This is a genomic window from Mesorhizobium sp. C372A (assembly GCF_030323245.1).
In the GTDB taxonomy this organism is placed as follows: domain Bacteria; phylum Pseudomonadota; class Alphaproteobacteria; order Rhizobiales; family Rhizobiaceae; genus Mesorhizobium.
Map to the genome: position 1 here is coordinate 1,095,427 of NZ_CP100475.1, position 19,619 is coordinate 1,115,045.

Annotated in this window: 15 protein-coding genes; 8 read left to right on the plus strand and 7 right to left on the minus strand. The window is 63.7% G+C overall.

The window, feature by feature from the left end; all coding sequences use genetic code 11:
* Window positions 1-14 precede the first annotated feature (14 nt).
* Entirely contained in the window at window positions 15-1,433 is a 1,419-nt protein-coding gene (gene puuE / locus NLY42_RS05075) for an allantoinase PuuE (RefSeq protein WP_023755799.1), read from the minus strand.
* A 184-nt stretch (window positions 1,434-1,617) separates the two neighbouring features.
* Between puuE and uraH the strand changes: the two genes are divergently transcribed.
* From uraH to xdhC, 4 genes are all read left to right on the plus strand, one after another.
* The gene (gene uraH, locus NLY42_RS05080; protein ID WP_023694734.1) at window positions 1,618-1,992 is read left to right on the plus strand and encodes a hydroxyisourate hydrolase; all 375 of its coding nucleotides are present in this window, start codon (window positions 1,618-1,620) and stop codon (window positions 1,990-1,992) included.
* Between the two features lie 3 nt (window positions 1,993-1,995).
* On the plus strand, window positions 1,996-3,477 hold the full coding sequence (xdhA, locus tag NLY42_RS05085) for a xanthine dehydrogenase small subunit (protein ID WP_023755798.1): 1,482 nt from the start codon (window positions 1,996-1,998) through the stop codon (window positions 3,475-3,477).
* Entirely contained in the window at window positions 3,477-5,843 is a 2,367-nt protein-coding gene (xdhB, locus tag NLY42_RS05090; RefSeq protein ID WP_023755797.1) for a xanthine dehydrogenase molybdopterin binding subunit, read from the plus strand. The genes xdhA and xdhB overlap by 1 nt, the downstream gene beginning before the upstream one ends.
* A gap of 74 nt (window positions 5,844-5,917) precedes the next feature.
* Window positions 5,918-6,943 carry a xanthine dehydrogenase accessory protein XdhC gene (gene xdhC, locus NLY42_RS05095; RefSeq protein ID WP_286489088.1) on the plus strand — a complete coding sequence of 342 codons (1,026 nt, stop codon included), beginning with the start codon at window positions 5,918-5,920 and terminating at the stop codon, window positions 6,941-6,943.
* A 12-nt stretch (window positions 6,944-6,955) separates the two neighbouring features.
* On the opposite strand, the gene NLY42_RS05100 is transcribed toward xdhC, so the two are convergent.
* The 3 genes from NLY42_RS05100 to NLY42_RS05110 form a co-directional block, all read right to left on the minus strand.
* Entirely contained in the window at window positions 6,956-8,206 is a 1,251-nt protein-coding gene (locus tag NLY42_RS05100) for an LLM class flavin-dependent oxidoreductase (protein ID WP_023742582.1), read from the minus strand.
* The gene (locus tag NLY42_RS05105) at window positions 8,203-9,144 is read right to left on the minus strand and encodes an LLM class flavin-dependent oxidoreductase (protein WP_023755795.1); all 942 of its coding nucleotides are present in this window, start codon (window positions 9,142-9,144) and stop codon (window positions 8,203-8,205) included. The genes NLY42_RS05100 and NLY42_RS05105 overlap by 4 nt, the downstream gene beginning before the upstream one ends.
* Before the next feature lie 107 nt (window positions 9,145-9,251).
* Window positions 9,252-10,172, minus strand: coding sequence for a LysR family transcriptional regulator (locus NLY42_RS05110; RefSeq protein ID WP_023671373.1), 921 nt, complete (start codon window positions 10,170-10,172; stop codon window positions 9,252-9,254).
* Between the two features lie 137 nt (window positions 10,173-10,309).
* On the opposite strand from NLY42_RS05110, the gene NLY42_RS05115 reads away from it, so the two are divergent.
* The 4 genes from NLY42_RS05115 to NLY42_RS05130 all read left to right on the plus strand — a co-directional run bounded on the left by NLY42_RS05115 (window position 10,310) and on the right by NLY42_RS05130 (window position 15,120).
* Entirely contained in the window at window positions 10,310-11,527 is a 1,218-nt protein-coding gene (locus NLY42_RS05115) for a urate hydroxylase PuuD (RefSeq protein WP_023755794.1), read from the plus strand.
* Window positions 11,528-11,529: 2 nt separating this feature from the next.
* Window positions 11,530-12,846, plus strand: coding sequence for a guanine deaminase (gene guaD, locus NLY42_RS05120; RefSeq protein WP_023755793.1), 1,317 nt, complete (start codon window positions 11,530-11,532; stop codon window positions 12,844-12,846).
* A gap of 311 nt (window positions 12,847-13,157) precedes the next feature.
* Window positions 13,158-13,664 carry a heme-degrading domain-containing protein gene (locus tag NLY42_RS05125; protein ID WP_023683501.1) on the plus strand — a complete coding sequence of 169 codons (507 nt, stop codon included), beginning with the start codon at window positions 13,158-13,160 and terminating at the stop codon, window positions 13,662-13,664.
* A gap of 175 nt (window positions 13,665-13,839) precedes the next feature.
* Window positions 13,840-15,120: a glycerate kinase type-2 family protein gene (locus NLY42_RS05130; protein WP_023714575.1), complete on the plus strand. Its 1,281-nt coding sequence runs from the start codon at window positions 13,840-13,842 to the stop codon at window positions 15,118-15,120.
* 74 nt (window positions 15,121-15,194) lie between these two features.
* Here NLY42_RS05130 and NLY42_RS05135 read toward each other — a convergent pair whose 3' ends face one another.
* The 3 genes from NLY42_RS05135 to NLY42_RS05145 form a co-directional block, all read right to left on the minus strand.
* A complete protein-coding gene (locus NLY42_RS05135; RefSeq protein ID WP_286497560.1) occupies window positions 15,195-16,865 on the minus strand; it encodes a UdgX family uracil-DNA binding protein in 1,671 nt (556 codons plus the stop codon).
* 2 nt (window positions 16,866-16,867) lie between these two features.
* Window positions 16,868-18,103 carry a putative DNA modification/repair radical SAM protein gene (locus tag NLY42_RS05140; protein WP_023694722.1) on the minus strand — a complete coding sequence of 412 codons (1,236 nt, stop codon included), beginning with the start codon at window positions 18,101-18,103 and terminating at the stop codon, window positions 16,868-16,870.
* Window positions 18,104-18,222: 119 nt separating this feature from the next.
* On the minus strand, window positions 18,223-19,608 hold the full coding sequence (locus NLY42_RS05145) for a glutamine synthetase family protein (RefSeq protein WP_023695949.1): 1,386 nt from the start codon (window positions 19,606-19,608) through the stop codon (window positions 18,223-18,225).
* Window positions 19,609-19,619 lie beyond the last annotated feature (11 nt).

Genomic DNA, 19,619 nt, shown 5'->3' on the forward strand with positions numbered 1-19,619 from the left:
CCTCAGTCATTTCATTAGAGCGGGAGCATGTCTTTCAGGCGGAGCAGCGCGATGCGCTCGACCTGTTTGCAGGCGGTATCGAGTTCTACGCCACGGCTGTTGCCGATGCGCGCCTCGAACTCGGCGAGGATCTCCTCCTTGGTCTTGCCCCGCACCGCGATGATGAAGGGAAAGCCGAAGGTGGTGACGTAGGCGGCGTTGAGCTTGGAAAACAGCTCGCGCTCCTTGTCGGTCAGCGCGTCGAGGCCGGCGGAGGCCTGCTCGCGTGTGGATTCCGCAGTGAGGCGTCTCGCTTCGGCCAGTTTGCCAGCGAGATCGGGATGGGCGTTGAGGACGCCGATCCGCTCGGTTTCGCTGGCGGCGCGGAAGACGCGGCAGAGCGCATTGTGCAGGCCGCCGGCGCTGTCATGCGCCGGCCCAAGCTCCAGCTCATAGGCACGTTCGGCGATCCAGGGCGAATGTTCGAACACGCCGCCGAAAGTGTCGACGAAGGTCTCGAACGCCATCTTCGACGGCTTGAGCGCCGCCGGCTGGTAAGGGTGGTTCTCCTGCCAGTGCCTGGCGATATCGATGCGCCGTGCCAGCCAGACCTTGTCGTGCGATCTGACATAGTCGACGAAGCGCTTCAGCGCCGCCACCCGCCCGGGACGTCCGACGAGGCGGCAATGCAGGCCGATATTCATCATCCGCGGCCGGCCCGCTTTGCCCTCGGCATAGAGCGTGTCGAAACTGTCCTTCAAATAGGCGAAGAACTGGTCGCCGGAATTGAATCCCTGCGGCGTGGCGAAACGCATGTCGTTGGCATCGAGCGTGTAGGGGATGACGAGTTGCGCGCCGCCGCTGTGCTCGAACCAGTAGGGCAGTTCGTCGTCATAAGTGTCCGACACATAGTCGAAGCCGCCCTCTTCGGCCACCAACCGCACCGTATTGACCGAGGTGCGGCCGGTGTACCAGCCGGTCGGCCGTTGGCCCGTCACCTCGTAGTGCAGCTTGATCGCCGCTTCGAGGTCGCGGCGCTCGTCCTCGGCGCTGTGGTCGCGGTAGTCGATCCATTTCAGCCCGTGCGAGGCCATTTCCCAGCCGGCCTCCTGCATCGCCGCAACCTGGTCGGGCGACCGGGCTAATGCTGAGGCGACCCCGTAGCAGGTCACCGGCACTTGCGCCTCGCTGAACAGGCGCAGCAGCCGCCAGAAGCCTGCCCGCGCGCCATATTCGTAGATCGATTCCATGTTCCAGTGGCGCTGGCCGACCCAGGGCGCGGCGCCGACGATTTCCGACAGGAAGGCTTCCGAGGCCTTGTCGCCGTGCAGCACGCAGTTCTCGCCGCCTTCCTCGTAGTTGACGACGAATTGGACGGCCACATGCGCACCGCCCGGCCATTTCGGATCCGGCGGATTGGCTCCGTAGCCGCGCATGTCTCTAGAGTAACGCATTGCCCCTCCCCGCCGGACGCTGCCGGAAGTTGTGATCAGGATAGTCGAAAGGGTTGCTCGCGCATTCCCCCGAAATTTTTGAAAGTGTTTTTGTGCCACTCCGCTCGACCGGGCCTTATGCATCGCCTTTAATTGGCGCACAATTCACTGCTTTGTTCGGCTGTATCGGAAATGGGAGGCGCCAGTGGCAGAAACGTCGAAAGCCGATGGCGGACGTCTGACGACGCATGTGCTCGACACTGCGACCGGCAAGCCGGCGGCGGGCCTGTCGATCGCGCTTTATCATCTTGAGAGCGACGCGCGGATACATTTGAAGACCGTCGTCACAAATGCCGACGGCCGCTGCGATGCGCCGCTGCTGGCAGGAGCGGAATTCCGCCTTGGCGAATACGAACTGGTGTTCGCCGCCGGTGACTATCTACGCGGCCAGGGCACCAAACTGCCGGAACCGGCCTTCCTCGACAGTGTGCCGATCCGCTTCGGCATGGCGGAATCCGTCCATTATCACGTGCCGTTGCTTATCTCTCCTTATGGCTACTCGACCTACAGGGGGAGCTGACGCATGGCCAAGATCACCATACGCAACGAGATCCGCTTCATCCTCAATGGCAGGGATGTCGCGCTGTCGTCGGTGGCGCCCGACGCGACCTTGCTCGACTGGTTGCGGCTCGACCGCTCGCTGCGCGGCACCAAGGAAGGCTGCGCCGAGGGCGATTGCGGCGCCTGCACGGTGCTGGTCGGAAAATTGTCCGCCGGCAAGCTGGTTTATGAAAGCGTCAATGCCTGCATCCGCTTCCTGGGATCGCTCGACGGCACCCATGTCGTCACCGTCGAGCATCTGCGCGGCGCGCCTGGCCAATTGCATCCGGTGCAGCAGGCGATGGTCGATTTCCACGGTTCGCAATGCGGCTTCTGCACGCCGGGCTTCGTCATGTCGCTCTACGGCCTGTGGATGAAGTCGCCGGACCCGTCGAATGCCGCGATCGAAAAGGCCTTGCAAGGCAATCTTTGCCGCTGCACCGGCTACGAGGCAATCATGCGCGCCGCGCGTGCCATCTCCAGCTACGGCAAGGCGGCGAAGGATCCGCTGGCGGCCGAGCGCAAGGCGATCACCGCCAGGCTCGAGGCTATGCATGACGGTGCCCGCGTCGAAATCGGCGCCGGCAAGCAGCGGCTGGTTGTGCCGGCTGACGTCGACGATTTCGCCGCTGTACTGGACAAGGAACCCGGCGCCACTGTTGTCGCCGGCTCGACCGACGTCGGCCTGTGGGTCACCAAGCACATGCGCGACATCTCACCGGTAGTCTTCATCGGCAATCTCGAGGGGCTGTGCGCGATCTCCGAAGAAAATGATGTCATCACCATCGGCGCCGGCGTCACCTACACCGACGCCTTCGCGACACTGGCCAAGCGCATCCCCGCGCTCGGGCCATTGTTCGACCGCATCGGCGGCGAACAGGTACGAAACATGGGCACCATCGGCGGCAACATCGCCAATGGCTCGCCGATCGGCGACACGCCGCCGCCCCTGATCGCGCTGGGTGCGCAACTGACGCTGCGCCGCGGCAAGAAGCGGCGCACCATCGCGCTCGAGGATTTCTTCATCGCCTATGGCAAGCAGGACCGGCAGCCAGGCGAATTCGTCGAGGCCGTGCACGTTCCCGTGCCGGCCAAGGGCACGAAGTTTGCCGTCTACAAGATCACCAAGCGCCGCGACGAGGACATCACCGCAGCCCTTGGCGCCTTTTTCCTCGACTTGGCCAAGGACGGAACCGTGGCCGATATATGCATCGCCTATGGCGGCATGGCGGCCACCCCGAAGCGGGCTTTCGGTGTCGAAAAAGCGCTGCTCGGCAAGCCGTGGACGGAGACAACGGTGGAAGCGGCCATGGCTGAATATGCCGGCGATTTCACCCCGCTGACCGATATGCGGGCATCGGCCGAATACCGGGCGCTGGCGGCCAGGAACCTGCTGCTGCGCTTTTTTGCCGAAACCAGCGGCAGCAAGGCGCCGTTCCAGGTGTCACGCAACGAGGCGGCCTGATGAACAAGCACGCCTCTCCAGATCTCAAGGCGCAGAAGATTTCCGGTGGCGTCGCCGCCGACCAGCGCCACGATTCCGCGCACAAGCATGTCAGCGGCAGCGCGGTCTATATCGACGATATGCCGGAACCGGCGGGCATGCTGCATGGCTGCCTCGGCCTGTCCACGGCGACGCATGCGACGATCAGCAAAATGGATCTGTCGGCGGTGCGCGCGGCGCCGGGCGTCGTCGATGTGCTGACGGCCAAGGACGTTCCGGGCGAAAATGACATTTCGCCGACCGGTCGACACGACGAGCCGGTGCTGGCCGACGACAAGGTGCAGTTTTATGGTCAGCCGATCTTCTGCGTTATTGCCAAGACGCGCGAACAGGCGCGCCGCGCCACCCGGCTGGCCAAGGTCGAATACAGTCCATTGCCTTTCGTCACCGACATTGGCGATCTCGACCCCCGCAAGGACAAGCTGGTCACGCCGCCGCTCACGCTGAAGCGTGGCGATGCCGCTGCCGCGATCAAGGCGGCGCCGCGCCGGCTGAAGGGCAAGATGCGCATCGGCGGCCAAGAGCATTTCTATCTCGAAGGCCATATCGCAGTGGCCATTCCTGGCGAGGACCAGGACGTCACCATCTATTCCTCGACCCAGCATCCGAGCGAAGTCCAGCATATGGTCAGCCATGCGCTGGGCGTGCCGAGCAACGCCATCACAGTGGAAATCCGCCGCATGGGTGGCGGCTTCGGCGGGAAGGAGACGCAAGGCAACCAGTTTGCGGCATTGGCTGCGATCGCCGCCAAGAAACAACATCGCGCGGTCAAGATCCGGCCCGACCGTGACGACGACATGATTGCCACCGGCAAGCGCCATGACTTCCTCGTCGACTACGAAGTAGGTTTCGACGACGCCGGCAACATTCTTGGCGTCGACTTCATGTTCGCGGCGCGTTGCGGCTTTTCATCGGACCTGTCCGGCCCGGTCACCGACCGCGCGCTGTTCCATTGCGACAACACCTATTTCTGGCCGGCGGTGCATGCGCAATCGGCGCCGCTTTACACCAACACCGTGTCGAACACGGCGTTTCGCGGCTTCGGCGGCCCGCAGGGCATGGTCGGCGCCGAACGGGTCATCGACGAGGTTGCCTTTGCCGTCGGCAAGGACCCGCTCGAAATCCGCAAGCAGAATTTTTATGGCACCAGTGGTGATAAAGACGGGGGCCGCAACGTCACCCCTTATCACCAGACGGTCGAGGACAACATCATCCACCGCATCGTCGCCGAGCTGGAGGCGAGCGCCGACTATGCGGGGCGCCGCCGCATCATCCAGGCCTTCAACGCCAACAGCCGCTTCATCAAGCGCGGCCTGGCGCTGACGCCGGTCAAATTCGGCATCTCTTTCACGGCCACCCACTACAACCAGGCCGGCGCGCTGGTGCATGTCTACACCGATGGTTCGGTGCATCTGAATCACGGCGGCACCGAGATGGGGCAAGGCCTCTACGTCAAGGTGGCGCAGGTGGTGGCAGAAGAGTTCCAGATCGACCTCGACCAGGTCAAGATCACCGCGACGACCACCGGCAAGGTGCCCAACACTTCGGCCACCGCGGCGTCGTCCGGCACCGACCTCAACGGCATGGCGGCGCAGAACGGCGCCCGCCAGATCAAGGAACGGCTGACCGACTTCGCCGCCGAAAAATACCAGGTGCCGCGCGAGCAGGTGCTTTTCCTGCCCAACCGGGTGCGCATCGGCAACCAGGAGATCGCCTTCACCGACCTCGTCAAGCAGGCCTATATGGCCCGCATCCAACTGTCGGCGGCGGGTTTTTACAAGACGCCGAAAATCCACTGGAACCGTGACAAGGGCGAGGGCCGTCCGTTCTATTATTTCGCCTATGGCGCCTCGTGCTCGGAAGTCTCGGTCGACACGCTGACCGGCGAATATGTCGTCGAGCGCACCGACATATTGCATGAAACCGGCCGCTCGCTGAACCGCGCCATCGATCTCGGCCAGATCGAGGGCGGCTTCATCCAGGGCATGGGCTGGCTGACGACGGAGGAGCTGTGGTGGGACGACAAGGGCCGGCTGCGCACGCATGCGCCGTCGACCTATAAGATCCCGCTCGCGTCCGACCGGCCGAAGATATTCAACGTCACGCTGGCCGACTGGCCGGAGGCCAACGAGCCGACGGTGCACCGTTCCAAGGCGGTCGGCGAACCGCCCTTCCCGCTCGGCATGTCTGTGCTGCATGCGCTGTCGGACGCGGTGGCAAGTGTGGCCGATCATAAGGTCTGTCCGCGTCTCGACGCTCCTGCAACACCAGAACGGGTGCTGATGGCGATCGAACGGCTGAAGGGTGAAGCCAAGAATAGCGCCTGACTCTGACCTGGATTCTGGCAAAACGTGCAATTCAGACTGAAAAACCCTATATTTCCCGTACGGGAATGCGAAATATGAAGTCGAAAGTGCAAAGCCTCAGAGCTTTTCTCGCCAGCGCCGGCCGGCTTGCTCTGGTCGAAGTGGCCGACACCAAAGGCTCGACCCCGCGCGAGAAGGGCGCCTTCATGCTCGTCTCGCAGGCGGCGACTTTTGGCACGATCGGCGGCGGTCAGCTCGAGTACATCGCGATCGACAAGGCGAGGCAGATGGTGGGGTCTTCACCCTCCCCCTTGGGGGGAGGGTCGGCCGGCGAAGCCGGCCGGGGTGGGGGTGCGGACGATCGTGCCAAGCCACCCCCACCCCGTTTCGCTGACGCCGCCACACGGCGTCCGCTCACCGACCCTCCCCACAAGGGGGAGGGTAAAGAAGCCCGCATTGGCTTCGACGAAGTCTGCGCCACGCTGGACGTGCCGCTAGGCCCCGAGATCGGCCAGTGCTGCGGCGGGCGCGTCGAAGTCTTGATCCGTATCGTCGATGCCGCGCTTACAGCCGAGCTGATCGCGGCCGCAGAAGCCGAGGAAGCCCACCTGCCGCATGTCTATATCTTCGGCGGCGGCCATGTCGGCCAGGCGCTGGCCGCGACGGTTGCACTTCTTCCCGTGCATGGCGTCGTCATTGAGACGCGGGTCGAAGCGCTGGAAGGTATGCCGGAGACGGTCGAGAGGCGGCTGACGCCGATGCCCGAGGCCGAGGTTCGAAACGCTCCCGCCGGCACCGCCTTCGCCGTCCTCACCCACGACCATGCGCTGGATTTCCTCATCGTCGCCGAGGCGCTGAAGCGCGACGACGCGGCCTATGTCGGCATGATCGGCTCGAAAACCAAGAGAGCGACGTTCACGAACTGGTTCCTGAAATCGGCGGATGGCACGGAGGCTGAGTTGGCCCGCCTCGTCTCCCCGATCGGCGGCGACGCCGTCAGGGACAAGCGCCCGCCGGTGATCGCGGCGCTCGCTGCAGCCGAGATCGTGACGGCACTGGTCGTTCACAACACCGCGCCGAATGCCGACCATGAAGTCCAGCACAAGATGATGGCCGGCTAAGCTTCGGCGCGGCTAAGCAGGCCGCTTCAGGCCAAGATGATCTCGCAAGGTGCTGCCTTCGTATTCCCGACGGATCAGTCCGCGCCGCTGCAGTTCCGGCACCACCAGCGTGGCAAAGGCATCGAGCTCGCCGGGGAAGTATGACGGCATGACGTTGAAGCCGTCCGCGCCGCCGCCCTCGAACCGCGCCTGCAATTCGTCAGCGATCTGCGCCGGCGTGCCGACGATACGCCAATGGCCACGTGCGCCGGCGAAATGGCGCGCAAGCTGGCGGATCGACAGGCCGTCGCGGCGCGATTGTTCGATGACCAGCGCCTGGCGGCTTTTCATGCCCTCGGTCTCCGGCAGCTCGGGCATCGGTCCGTCGATCGGATAGCTCCCGAGATCGGAGATGCTGAGATAGCTGGACAGCAGCGCCACGCCGACATCGTCAGGGATCAGCGCCTGCAATTCCTCCTGTTTCTCCCGCGCTTCGGCCTCGGTTTCCGCCACCACCGGGGAGACGCCGGGCATGATCTTGATGTCGTCGGGTTCCCGCCCATAGGCTGCCATACGGCCCTTGAGGTCGTCGTAAAAGGCCTTGGCTTCCTCGAGGGTCTGCGCCGCCGTGAACACCACGTCGGCCGTGCGTGCGGCAAGGTCGCGGCCGACATCCGAGGCGCCGGCCTGCACCATCACCGGCGCGCCCTGCGGCGAGCGCGGCAGGTCGAGCGGGTCGCGCACCGAAAAGCTCTGGCCGTTGTGACAGTGAAAGCCACTGCCTTGCCAAAGTCCCGATACCACCTCGGCGAATTCGCGCGCCCGCTCGTAGCGGTCGGCATGGGGTTTCAGGCCCGTCGCGCCGAAATTGGCGGCTTCGATGGGGCTGGCCGACGTCACCAGGTTCCAGCCAGCCCGGCCACCACTCAGATGATCGAGCGACAGAAAGGTGCGCGCCAGCCCATAGGGCTCGTTGTAGCTGGTCGAGGCCGTCGAAACGAGGCCGATGCGGCTGGTCTGGACGGCGAGCGCGGACAGCAGGCTGATCGGCTCGAAGCCGATCGAGCGTGAGGTCTGGCTGGCGATGCCGACATTGGCTTCGCGCAGGCCGGCGGCGTCCTCGCAGAACACCATGTCGAACTTCGCCGCTTCCGCCGTGCGCGCCAGCCGGATGTAATGATCGATGTCGATGCCTGCCGTGACATGCGCCTTGGGGTGACGCCAGGCGGCGATGTGGTGGCCCGTCGCCCACAGGAAGGCGCCAAGCTTCATCTGGCGGGTCATTGCGCTCCTCCGGCAAGTCTGAGATGCGAGCGCAAGGTGGTGCCGGGATAATCCGGGCGGACGAGGCTGCGGCGCTGCAATTCCGGCAGCACGCGGCCGATGAAACCGTCAATCGCGGCAGGCGGTATTGCGATGTTGAACCCGTCGCAGCTTTGCGAGCTGAACAATGTTTCGAGCGCGTTAGCAGCGACATCTGCGCCAACGTTCAGCAGCAGCTTGACCGCACCCGGATCGCGTCCGCAGGCCACAACGCGGCGCTTGAGATCGTCATGGCGCGCCTTGGCGTCCTCTGTGGGTCTGTCCAGCAGGACGACATCGGCGGTGCGGGCGGCGATATCCAGGTCGGCCTCGGACAGGCCGGACAGCACCAGCACCGGCGTATCCTGCGGCGAGCGCGCGACGTTCAGCGGCCCGCGCACGGAGAAAAATTCGCCTTTGTGGTCGAGCAGGTGCATTTTTTCGGGATCGTGGAAGCGGCCGCCGGCCTTGTCGAACAGCAGCGCGCCGGCATCCCAGCCCTGCCACAGGCGCTGAACGATGCCGATGTATTCCTGCGTGCGGCGGCGGAACACATCGTCGGAAAATCCATCCGGCCGGCTGAAATTGGCGGCTTCCCGTGGCGCCTGCGCCATGGTCGCGTGCCAGCCGGCGCGGCCATGGCTGATGATGTCGAGCGAAGCAAAACGGCGCGCCAGATTGTACGGCTGGTGAGCCACCGTCGAGGCTGCAGCGACAAGGCCGATCCGACTTGTCACCGTCGCCAGCGCCGCCAGCAAGGTCGTCGCTTCGAAAGAACTCGACCCGGCGCTGTTCGGCGCGGAATCATCGAGGACAATCATGTCCAGCCCCGCCGCTTCCGCTTGCTTGGCAAAGCCGGCCAGGTCGCTGAACCCGAGCGGCTGCCCGGAAGTAATGTTGAGCGAAACGGCAAGATGCATTGTGGCTTGCTGGTCAGTCGGCATGGGACCATCGATCATAGGGCGGCGTATGCGAACCTAAGGTCACCTGCTTGTAAGACAACCCTGGCGACTGGGCCAACAGCCCCTCACTTGCCGGCCAGCAAATCCTTGATCAGCCGCTGGCAACGCTCGGCCATGAAGTCGAGCAACAGCCGCACCTTCGGGTCCTGCAGCTTCTTGTGCGGATAGACGGCGGCGAACTGCACCGGCGTTGGCGGCGTGCTGGCCAGGATGACCTGCAGCCGCCGGTCGCGGATGAAGGGTTCGACCTCGAAGCGCGGCTTGTTGATGATGCCGCGGCCCGACAGCGCCCAGCCGGTCAGCACATCGCCATCGTCGGTGTCGTAGGGGCCGTGCACCTCGAATTTCTGCGGGCCGGACGGCGTCTGCAGCGTCCAGACATATTCGCGCGCCCCGGAATAGCGCAGCATCAGGCAGTCGTGCTTCTTGCCGATCAGCTCCTGTGGCTCCACCGGCTCGCCGCGCGCTTCGAGATATTTCGGTGCCGCCACCAGCACGCGTTCACATTCCATGATGCCGCGCATCCGCAGGCTGGAATCCTCAATGATGCCGAGCTTGAAGGCGACGTCGATGCCTTCCTTCATGATGTCGATATTGTGGTCGGAGAGCCTCAGCCGCACCTCGATATCGGGGTATTTGTCGTGGAAATCCGGAATGCCCGACGCAACCAGCCGCCGTCCAAGGCCGAGCGGGGCGGTCACCTTGATGGTGCCGCGCGGCTGGCCGGAAAGAGCCGAGACCGCGGCTTCCGCCTCGGTGATCGCCTCCAGCACCTGCTTGGCGCCGGAGTAGAACACCGTGCCATGCTCCGTCGGCATCAATTGCCGTGTGGTGCGGTTGAACAGCCGCACGCCGAGGTGTTTTTCCAGCTCCTTGATGCGGTTGGAGGCGACCGCCGGCGAAATGCGCATGTCGCGGCCCGCCGCCGACAGATTGCCAAGCTCGACGACGCGGACGAAGACGGCGATGTTGTCGAGATAGGCCATGCGGGTCGTGGCTTTCATGCAGTTGCGTGGGATCAGCTTAGTATTTTCCATTTTTTTTTGAAAGTCATCGTACACCTCGCCTCTTTTCGTTTGCGCCCGACACCGTAAAGTCAGCCGATCGGCAGGGACGGTTTCACATGATGGATTTCGCAATTTTCTGGGACTGGCTGAGTTTCGCCGTGCGCTGGCTGCACGTCGTCACCGGCATCGCCTGGATCGGCTCGTCCTTCTACTTCGTCGCGCTCGATCTTGGGCTGCGCCAACGCCCCGGCATGCCCGTCGGCGCCTTCGGCGAGGAGTGGCAGGTGCATGGCGGCGGCTTCTATCACATCCAGAAATATCTGGTGGCGCCGGCCGAAATGCCCGAACATCTGACCTGGTTCAAATGGGAATCCTACGCCACCTGGCTGTCCGGCTTCGCCATGCTGTGCGTGGTTTATTATGCCGGCGCCGACCTGTTCCTGATCGATCCCAACGTGCTGCCGATGTCGGTGCCGGTCGGCATCCTGCTGTCTATGGCCACGATCGGCGTTGGCTGGGTGGTCTACGATCTGCTCTGCCGCTCGCCGCTCGGCAAAAGCGATACCGGCCTGATGCTGGTGCTCTATGGCGTGCTGGTGTTCATCGCCTGGGGGCTGACGCATCTGTTTACCGGCCGCGCCGCCTTCCTGCATCTCGGCGCCATCACCGCCACGATCATGTCGGCCAATGTCTTCATGGTGATCATTCCAAACCAGAAGATCGTCGTCGCCGACCTCATCGCCGGCCGCAAGCCCGACCCGAAATACGGCAAGATCGCCAAGCAGCGCTCGTTGCACAACAACTACCTGACCCTGCCCGTGCTGTTCCTGATGCTGTCGAACCACTATCCGCTGGCGTTCGCAACGGAGTTCAACTGGGTCATCGCCTCGCTGGTGTTCATCATCGGCGTCTTGATCCGGCACTATTTCAACACCGTGCACAAGCGCGCCGGAAACCCGCACTGGACCTGGATGGCGGCCGCCGTGCTGTTCATGATCATCATCTGGCTGTCGACAGCGCCGAAAGTGCTGACCGGCGAACCGAAGGCTTCCGCCGCGGCCGAGGTCTACATTGCGTCTTCGCATTTCCCGGCGGTGCGCGACACCGTGCTTGGCCGCTGCTCGATGTGCCATACGGCCGAGCCGGTCTATGAGGGCATCTACCACGCGCCGAAGGGCGTGATGCTCGACACGGACGCCGGCATTGCCGAGCATGCGCGCGAAATTTACCTGCAGGCCGGGCGCAGCCACGCCATGCCGCCAGCCAACGTCACCCAGATCAGCGACAAGGAGCGGGCGCTGCTGGTCGCCTGGTTCGAAGGCGCAGGGAAATAAGCATGACCTCCACACTTCTGCGCGGCCGCACGCTGAGCTTCTTGCGCTGGCCCGAAGCAATCGACGACCATGCCGCCTGGCGCTACAAGGAGGATGGCGGCCTGCTGATCCGCGACGGCAAGATCGTCGCCGTCGGCAGCTACACAGAGGTCGAAAAGCAGGCCGGCGAGGGTGCGAAAAAGATCGACCATCGGCCGCATCTGCTGCTGCCGGGCTTCATCGACGCGCATGTGCATTTCCCGCAGATGCAGGTCATCGCCTCCTATGGCGCCGAACTGCTGGATTGGCTGAACACCTACACCTTTCCGGAAGAGACCAAGTTCGCCAATGCCCAGCACGGCCGCCGCATCGCACGGCTGTTCCTGGACGAAATGGTACGCCATGGCACCACGACGGTCGCCGCCTATTGTTCGGTGCACAAGGCCTCCGCCGAAGCGTTCTTTGCCGAGTCGCACGATCGCAACATGCTCAACATTGCCGGCAAGGTGATGATGGACCGCAATGCGCCGGCTGGCGTGCTCGACACGCCGCAATCCGGCTATGACGACACCAAGGCGCTGATTGCGGAATGGCACGGCAAGGGGCGCCAGCTTTATGCGATCACGCCGCGCTTCGCCATCACTTCGTCGCCCGAACAGCTGGAGATGTCCGGCGCGCTCTGCCGCGAACACCCCGATCTGCACATGCAGACGCATCTGTCGGAAAACCACGCCGAGATCGCCTTCACGCAACAGCTCTATCCGCAGGCGCGCGACTATACGGATGTCTATGAGCAGTACGGGTTGCTGGGCAAAAAGGGCCTGTTCGGTCACTGCATCCATCTCAGCGAACGCGAGGCGGATGCGCTGTCGGATAGCGGTTCGGTGGCTGTGTTCTGTCCGACCTCGAACCTGTTCCTCGGCTCCGGCCTGTTCGACTACCAGCGCTTCCGCCGTCGCGAGAAGCCGCTCAGGATCGCCGCCGCCACCGACGTCGGCGGCGGCACCAACTACTCCATGCTGCGCACCATGGACGAAGGCTACAAGGTGATCGCGCTGAATGGCGAGAAGCTGAACCCGTTCCAGTCCTTCTGGCAATTAACGCGCGGCAATGCCGAAGCGCTGTCGGTGGTGGAGAAGGTCGGCACGCTGGATCAAGGCACCGACGCCGACATCACCGTGCTCGACGCCCGCGCCACGCCGGCGATGCGGCTGAGGATGGAGACTGTGGAGACGCTGGCGGAGGAGCTGTTCCTGCTGCAGACATTGGGCGACGACCGCGCGGTGCGCGAGGTCTATGTTGCGGGGCGGCCGGCCAAGATCGATATGATCGTGGGGTAGGACCCATCATCCGCGCGGGACAAGATGATGATTCCGCCTGGTTGCCAAGTGGTTCCCCCACTCCGTCGCCGCTTCGCGGCGCCAACTCTCCCCCTCCGGAGGGAGAGGAAGGGAGCCTTTGCTTCGGAGGACGGGCGCCGGTTCGGACAGCTTGGCGCCCTTCCTCTACCCCGTCGATCGGGGGAGAGGTGTCGAGAGAAGCTCGACGGAGTGGGGGGCGACCCTGGCGGGGCAAGACCACCACCGCGACGAGACCTTGACCGGGCGGAGCTTGTCGTACACACGATTTGTGACTGACTTCGGAGAACAAAATGGCCGCTGCCGACGACATCGCTCTGATCCAGAAACAGGAAGAGACACTGGTCTTCCCGGCCTTCGACGAGGCCGTCGCGTTCAAGATCGGCGCGGCGATCCGAGAGCGGGCGCTGGCCGAAAAGCTGCCCATCATTGTCGATATCAGGCTGTGGGATCGGCCGCTGTTCTATGCCGCGCTGCCGGGTTCGAACGCCTCCAACCCCGATTGGGCTCGACGCAAGATCAATGTGGTCAAGCGCTACCTCAGGAGCACCTATCGCCTGGTGCTGGAACAGCAGCGACCGGACCGCACCTTCAAGGTCGGCGAGGGGCTGGATATTGCTGATTACGTACTGGCCGGCGGCGGGTTTCCGGTGACTGTAAAGGGGGCTGGCGTGATCGGCGTCATCGCCGTCTCCGGCCTGCCGGAACGCCAGGACCACGGCGTCGTCGTCGATGCACTGTGCGATCATCTCGGCGTTGATCGGACACAATTGGCGCTGCCGCCGGAAGATAAATCGTGACGCTAGCGCTGCCCCTCATCCGCCTGCCGGCACCTTCTCCCCGTATAGTGACGGGGAGAAGAGAAGCACCCCAACGCCGGCGAACCCCTCTCCCCGTCTCTATACGGGGAGAGGGTAAGGGTGAGGGGCGGCGCCGGCTTTTCGGAAGCTCGCAAACCGCGGATGGCGGCCAATTATGACCGTGCTCGACCCAAAATCCTTTCTCATCTCGATCTTCAATGCCGCTGTTGCCGCTGCCGATCCGGAACGAACGATCAGGGATCACCTTCCGGCCAAGCCGAAGGGCCGCACCATCGTCATCGGCGCCGGCAAGGGCTCGGCGCAGATGGCGGCCGCGTTCGAGAAGGTGTGGGATGGCCCAATCGAAGGGCTGGTCGTCACCCGCTACGGCTATGGCGCCAGATGCGAGCGCATCGAAATCATCGAGGCGGCACATCCGGTACCGGACGCTGCCGGTCTTGAGGCGTCGCGGCGCCTGCTCGAAAAGGTGCAAGGGCTGACTGCGGACGACCTGGTAGTAGCGCTGATATCGGGCGGAGGATCGGCGCTGCTGCCGTCGCCTGCCGCCGGCCTGACGCTCGCCGACGAAATCGCCGTCAACGAGGCGCTGCTCGCCTCCGGCGCGCCGATCGCGGCCATGAACACCATCCGCAAGCATGTCTCAACCATCAAGGGCGGCCGGCTGGCAGCTGCCGCCTGGCCGGCCAAACTGGTATCACTGGTTGTCTCTGACATTCCCGGCGACAACCCGGCCCTGGTGGCCTCCGGCCCGACCGTGCCCGACTCCGGCAACCGCGCCGATGCGCTGGCCTCGATAGCGGCCTATGGCATGAAGCTGCCCGACGCCGTCATGGCGCACATCAACTCGCCAGAGGCCGATGCGTCAGATCCGGATGACCAGCGCTTTTCACGCAATGAAGTGCACCTGATCGCCTCGGCTGGCGTATCGCTGGAAGCGGCAGCCGCTGAGGCAAAACGGCAAAGCATCGAAGCCGTCATCCTCTCCGATTCCATCGAGGGCGAGGCGCGCGAGGTCGGTGGCGTGCATGCAGCCATTGCGCGCGAAGTGGCGAGGCGCAACCGGCCGTTCCAAAAGCCGGTGCTGATCCTGTCCGGCGGCGAGACGACCGTGACTTTGCGGGCCCCTGTTGACGGAAAAAGGGGCAAGGGCGGCCGCAACTCCGAATTCCTGCTCGCCTTTGCCATCGGCATCAGCGGCGCGGAAGGTATTCATGCACTGGCCGCCGATACCGACGGCATCGATGGCTCGGAAGACAATGCCGGCGCCTTTGCCGATGGCTCAACTGTCTCGCGCATGCGTGCCGCCGGCATCGACACCAAGGCGATGCTGGCCGGCAACAATGCCTGGACGGCGTTCAACGCGATCGGCGATCTGTTCGTGCCGGGGCCGACGGGTACGAATGTGAATGATCTGAGGGCAATCCTAATCAGTTAATTCGGCCGTGGCGGCCGAAGTTTCCAACGTTGGATTCACGACCGTAGGTGATTGGCTGAAGCCACTCAGCTTCGTCATCCGTGGGCGAAGCAGGAGCGAAGCTCCGTCGCGAAGCCCCGGGTCCATTCCGTGATGTTAGCCGTCGAGCGCAGCGGAGCAGAATTCTGCACCGTAGCAGCGTCCAAACGTCGCGGCATGAATCCTCGGGTCTGCGCTGCGTCGCTTCCCTCCTTGCTCCGCCCGTGGATGACGATGTCGCTGAGGCTTTCGCTCATCTCACGACCCATAAGCCGCTTCACCTCTCTCATATCGCTGAGAAACCGCTCGCGCTCTGCCTCCTTGTCCGCCGGCTCATGAATACGCAGGATGAAGGAAGGATGGATGGTGATGAACACGCGCAAACCGTCCTCGCGCTCGATCACCTGGCCGCGCATTTTCGTCACAGCAATGGCCTTGCCCAGCAGCGACAACGCCGCCGTTGCCCCAAGCGCCACGGCGAGGTCCGGCTTGAGCAGCTCAAGCTCCCGGCCGATCCACCAGCGGCAGGCCTGGACTTCGCCGGTATTTGGCTTCGAGTGGATGCGGCGCTTGCCGCGCGGCTCGAACTTGAAGTGCTTGACGGCGTTGGTGACGTAGACTTTTTGCCGGTCGACGCCTGCGTCATCGAGAATTGCATCGAACACTTTGCCCGCTGGCCCGATAAAAGGTTTGCCGGCGAGATCTTCCTGATCGCCAGGTTGTTCGCCGGCGAAGACCACTTTGGCGTCATCCGGCCCCTCGCCGAACACGGTCTGTGTCGCGTCGCGCCAGAGCGGGCAGCGACGACAACCCTTTGCAGCCTCGCGCAAATCGGAAATCGTCTTGGCATCGTCTTCATCCGGCGCCTCGGCCGGCTCGGGCTTCGGCCAATGTCTTGCCTGCAGCTTGGCGTGGTGCGGCGCCGGCGTTGTCGGCAGTCTGGCAATCATATCCCTGGCGGCCTCGTCCGCTCCTGCGATCAGATCTGGAATGAGCGAGGCCTCGGGAAGGTTCCGCCAATATTTCTTCGGCATCTCCTTCTGCATCGCCTTCACCTTGAGCCGCGCCGGGTTGAAGATGTTTTCGAAATAGGTCAGCCACAACGCCTCGGTGTCGTCCTGATCGGGTGCATCGCCCTTGGCCGCACCCGGCCCGATCGCCAGCCTTTCGCCGTTCCAGTCGGCGGAGGCATAGGGCGTCAGGATGGTCCAGCGCATGCCGGTGAACCGCCGGACGAAGAAATCCGCGTTGCGCTCGACAATGAAATGCTCCGGCTCGAACCAGGCGACGTAGCGCTCGTTCTCGCCGTCGCCGATCTTCCGGAAGCGTACGAAGGCATGCATCTTATGGCTGTCGCGCCGCACCGCCTTTTCCATGGCTTCGAGCCGCCTGGTGTCGGGATCGGATGCGATCGCCAGCAGTTTCGGCTCGGTGCGCAGGCGCCAAAGCATCCAGTAGAGAAAGGCAAACCGGCCGGGGTCGGAGTGGCAGAAGGCGGTTTCGGCATGGGCGATGAACTCGCGCGGGACGGTAAGCTGCGCGCCCTCTGGCACCGCCGGCAAGGCATCTTGAGGATCATTGGCGTCGGACCCGACACCCCAACTAATATCCTCAGGCCGGACCTCATTCAGCGCCAGACGCCGTGCCGCATCGCGCCAACCGGCGAAATCGGTCTGGCTCGCTAGCCGGACAGTGTATCGGGCAAGGTCGAGCTGAGCCGGCTGCATGGTCAAAACAGCGACAGTTGTTCGCAGGACTTTACGATCGTGTCGCGCAGGCCTGTCTTGTCGGTGAGTCCGCCCGGCGACCAGCCTTCGGCGATGATGAAGGGCCTCAGCTTGGCGATCGAATGGCAGATCCGTCCGACATCTTCCAGCCGCATGCGTCGGTGGCGGCGGGTTTCAAGGATCTTCGCCACCACCTTGGTGCCCAGACCCGGAACCCGCAGCAGCGCTTCGCGGTCGGCGCGGTTGATGTCGACGGGAAACCTCGCCCGATTGCGCAAAGCCCAGGCGAGCTTGGGGTCAATGGCGAGATCGAGCATGCCGTCGCTGCTGCCGGCGAGGATTTCCGGCTGCGAAAAGCCGTAGAAACGCATCAGCCAGTCGGCCTGATAGAGCCGGTGCTCGCGCATCAGCGGCGGTTTTTGCAGCGGCAGCGACGATGACGAATCCGGGATCGGGCTGAAGGCGGAATAATAGACGCGCCGCAGGTGATAGCTGCCATAGAGCCGCGCGCTGGTGTGCAAAATGCCGTCGTCGGATGTTTTGTCGGCGCCGACAATCATCTGCGTCGACTGACCTCCGGGCGCAAAGCGTTCGCGCTTCTTGGTCCTCAGCGTCGGCTCGGCTTTTTCCTCCATCTTCCGGCGCAGGTTCGCCATGGAAAGCCGGATCGTTTCCGGCTTCTTCTCCGGCGCCAGTTTCTTGACGCCCTCATCGGTCGGCAGTTCGACGTTGATAGACAGCCGATCGGCGTAGAGCCCGGCCTGCTCGACCAGTTCGGCCGAGCTTTCCGGAATGGTCTTCAGATGAATATAGCCGGAGAATTTTTCGTCCAGCCGCAGCCGCCGCGCCACTTCCACCATTTCGGCCATGGTCTCGTCCGGGGAGCGGATGACTCCTGAGGACAGGAAGAGGCCCTCGATGTAGTTGCGCCGGTAGAAATCCATGGTCAGCTTCACCACCTCGTCGATGCTAAAGCGGGCGCGGCGCACATTCGATGACGAGCGGTTGATGCAGTAGCTGCAATCGTAAATGCAGAAATTGGTGAGCAGGATTTTCAGGAGCGAAATGCAGCGGCCATCCGGCGCATAGGAATGGCAGATGCCCATGCCTTCTGTGGAGCCGATACCGCCGGATTGGAGCGAATCCTTCTTCGCCGAGCCGGACGAGGCGCAGGAAGCATCGTATTTGGCGGCGTCAGACAGGATTGCCAGCTTTTCACGGACGGTGGGTGCGCTCATCCGTTCATGATATGTTCTTGAAGGCTGCAGCGCCACGTCATTTGATGCAGGCGGCGAAAAAGTAATCGCCGCCTGATCGTCGGGCTAGCAGGACGACTGCCCGAGTTCCAGGCGGTCTCTCAGACCTCGTGGAGGTAGAGGTGGTAATCCAGCTCGCTGACGGTGCGGGCGACGCGCAGATACTCCGACTGCTTGATCGCCACGAAGGTGCGATGCAGATCCTCGCCAAGCGCCTCTTTCAGGAAGCTCGATGCCCGCGCCGCCTCGATCGCAGCGCGCCAGTCGACCGGCATGGTCGTGCGCGTGATGGCGGCTTCATAGCCATTCCCAGTGGTTTCGGGGCCGGGGTCGAGGCCTTCATCCAGACCCTTGATGATGCCGGCCAGCACCGTTGCCGCGATCAGGTAGGGATTGGCGTCGACACCCGACGGCCGGTGCTCGATGCGCCGGTTCTTGGCGTCGCCCGCCGGGATGCGCAGCGCCACCGAACGGTTGTTGACGCCCCAGGTCGGCGCCACCGGCGCATAGGATTGCGAGACGAAGCGCCGCCAGGAATTGGCGTGCGGCGCAAACACCAGCATCGATTCGGCCATGGTCTGGATCAGCCCGCCGAGCCCCTGCAGCAGCGGCAGCGACCAGCTTTCGCCGCCAGCCTCGGCAAAAACGTTGCGGCCGTTCTTGTCCTGCAACGAAACATGGAAATGCATGCCGGAGCCGGCGTATTTTTCGATCGGCTTGGCCATGAAGCAGGCGGTGACACCATGGCGGCGCGCCTGCGCCCGCACCAGCCGCTTCAACATGACGAGGTCGTCGGCCGCCCGCATGACATCCTTGCGATAGTTCAGCGTCAGCTCGTACTGGCCGGGCGCGTATTCGGAAATCACCGTTTCGGCCGGAATGCCTTGCGCCTTAGCCGCGGCATAGATGTCGGAAAACAGCGGCTCCATGCCGTGCAGATGGTCGACGGAATAGACTTCCGTCTTGGCCGAGCGGCGGCCGTCGAGCACGGCGTCCGCCGGCTTTACCTTGCCGTCGGCGTCACGCTCATTGGCAAGCAGGAAAAATTCGAGTTCGAAGGCGCCGGCGGGATAGAGGCCCTTGGCCGCCAAGATGTCGACCTGCCTGGCCAGCGCCAGCCGTGGGTCCGACGACATAGGCTGTCCCTCGAGATGGTACATCGCCATCAGCAACTGGCCGCGCGGCGGGTTCGTGCCGTAAAGCGGCACCAGCGTGCCGGGGATCGGCCATGCCCTGAGATCGCCGTCTCCAGTCGTCCAGATCAGCCCGGTTTCGTGCACATCCTCGCCGGTGATGTCGAGGCCGAGGATCGAGATCGGCATGTGGCGGCCGCCCTCGAAGATGCTTTTCAGCTCATGCCGGCGCACGATCTTGCCGCGGCCGACCCCGTTGGCGTCGGTCAAGACGATATCGAAGGCTTCGATTTCGGGATGGGCGTCGAGAAAGGCTTGCGCCTCGGCGGGCGTCGAGCCCGAAGGTGAAGTCATGATTAGTGTAC

Excerpts from the sequence above, each read along its gene's own strand:
- xdhA (WP_023755798.1), top strand. The coding sequence starts at position 1,996 with ATGGCCAAGATCACCATACGCAACGAGATCCGCTTCATCCTCAATGGC.
- puuE (WP_023755799.1), bottom strand. The coding sequence starts at position 1,433 with ATGCGTTACTCTAGAGACATGCGCGGCTACGGAGCCAATCCGCCGGAT.
- NLY42_RS05130 (WP_023714575.1), top strand. The coding sequence starts at position 13,840 with ATGACCGTGCTCGACCCAAAATCCTTTCTCATCTCGATCTTCAATGCC.
- NLY42_RS05145 (WP_023695949.1), bottom strand. The coding sequence starts at position 19,608 with ATGACTTCACCTTCGGGCTCGACGCCCGCCGAGGCGCAAGCCTTTCTC.
- NLY42_RS05140 (WP_023694722.1), bottom strand. The coding sequence starts at position 18,103 with ATGAGCGCACCCACCGTCCGTGAAAAGCTGGCAATCCTGTCTGACGCC.
- NLY42_RS05135 (WP_286497560.1), bottom strand. The coding sequence starts at position 16,865 with ATGCAGCCGGCTCAGCTCGACCTTGCCCGATACACTGTCCGGCTAGCG.
- NLY42_RS05110 (WP_023671373.1), bottom strand. The coding sequence starts at position 10,172 with ATGGCCTATCTCGACAACATCGCCGTCTTCGTCCGCGTCGTCGAGCTT.
- NLY42_RS05115 (WP_023755794.1), top strand. The coding sequence starts at position 10,310 with ATGATGGATTTCGCAATTTTCTGGGACTGGCTGAGTTTCGCCGTGCGC.
- NLY42_RS05105 (WP_023755795.1), bottom strand. The coding sequence starts at position 9,144 with ATGCATCTTGCCGTTTCGCTCAACATTACTTCCGGGCAGCCGCTCGGG.
- xdhB (WP_023755797.1), top strand. The coding sequence starts at position 3,477 with ATGAACAAGCACGCCTCTCCAGATCTCAAGGCGCAGAAGATTTCCGGT.
- NLY42_RS05100 (WP_023742582.1), bottom strand. The coding sequence starts at position 8,206 with ATGACCCGCCAGATGAAGCTTGGCGCCTTCCTGTGGGCGACGGGCCAC.
- xdhC (WP_286489088.1), top strand. The coding sequence starts at position 5,918 with ATGAAGTCGAAAGTGCAAAGCCTCAGAGCTTTTCTCGCCAGCGCCGGC.
- NLY42_RS05125 (WP_023683501.1), top strand. The coding sequence starts at position 13,158 with ATGGCCGCTGCCGACGACATCGCTCTGATCCAGAAACAGGAAGAGACA.
- guaD (WP_023755793.1), top strand. The coding sequence starts at position 11,530 with ATGACCTCCACACTTCTGCGCGGCCGCACGCTGAGCTTCTTGCGCTGG.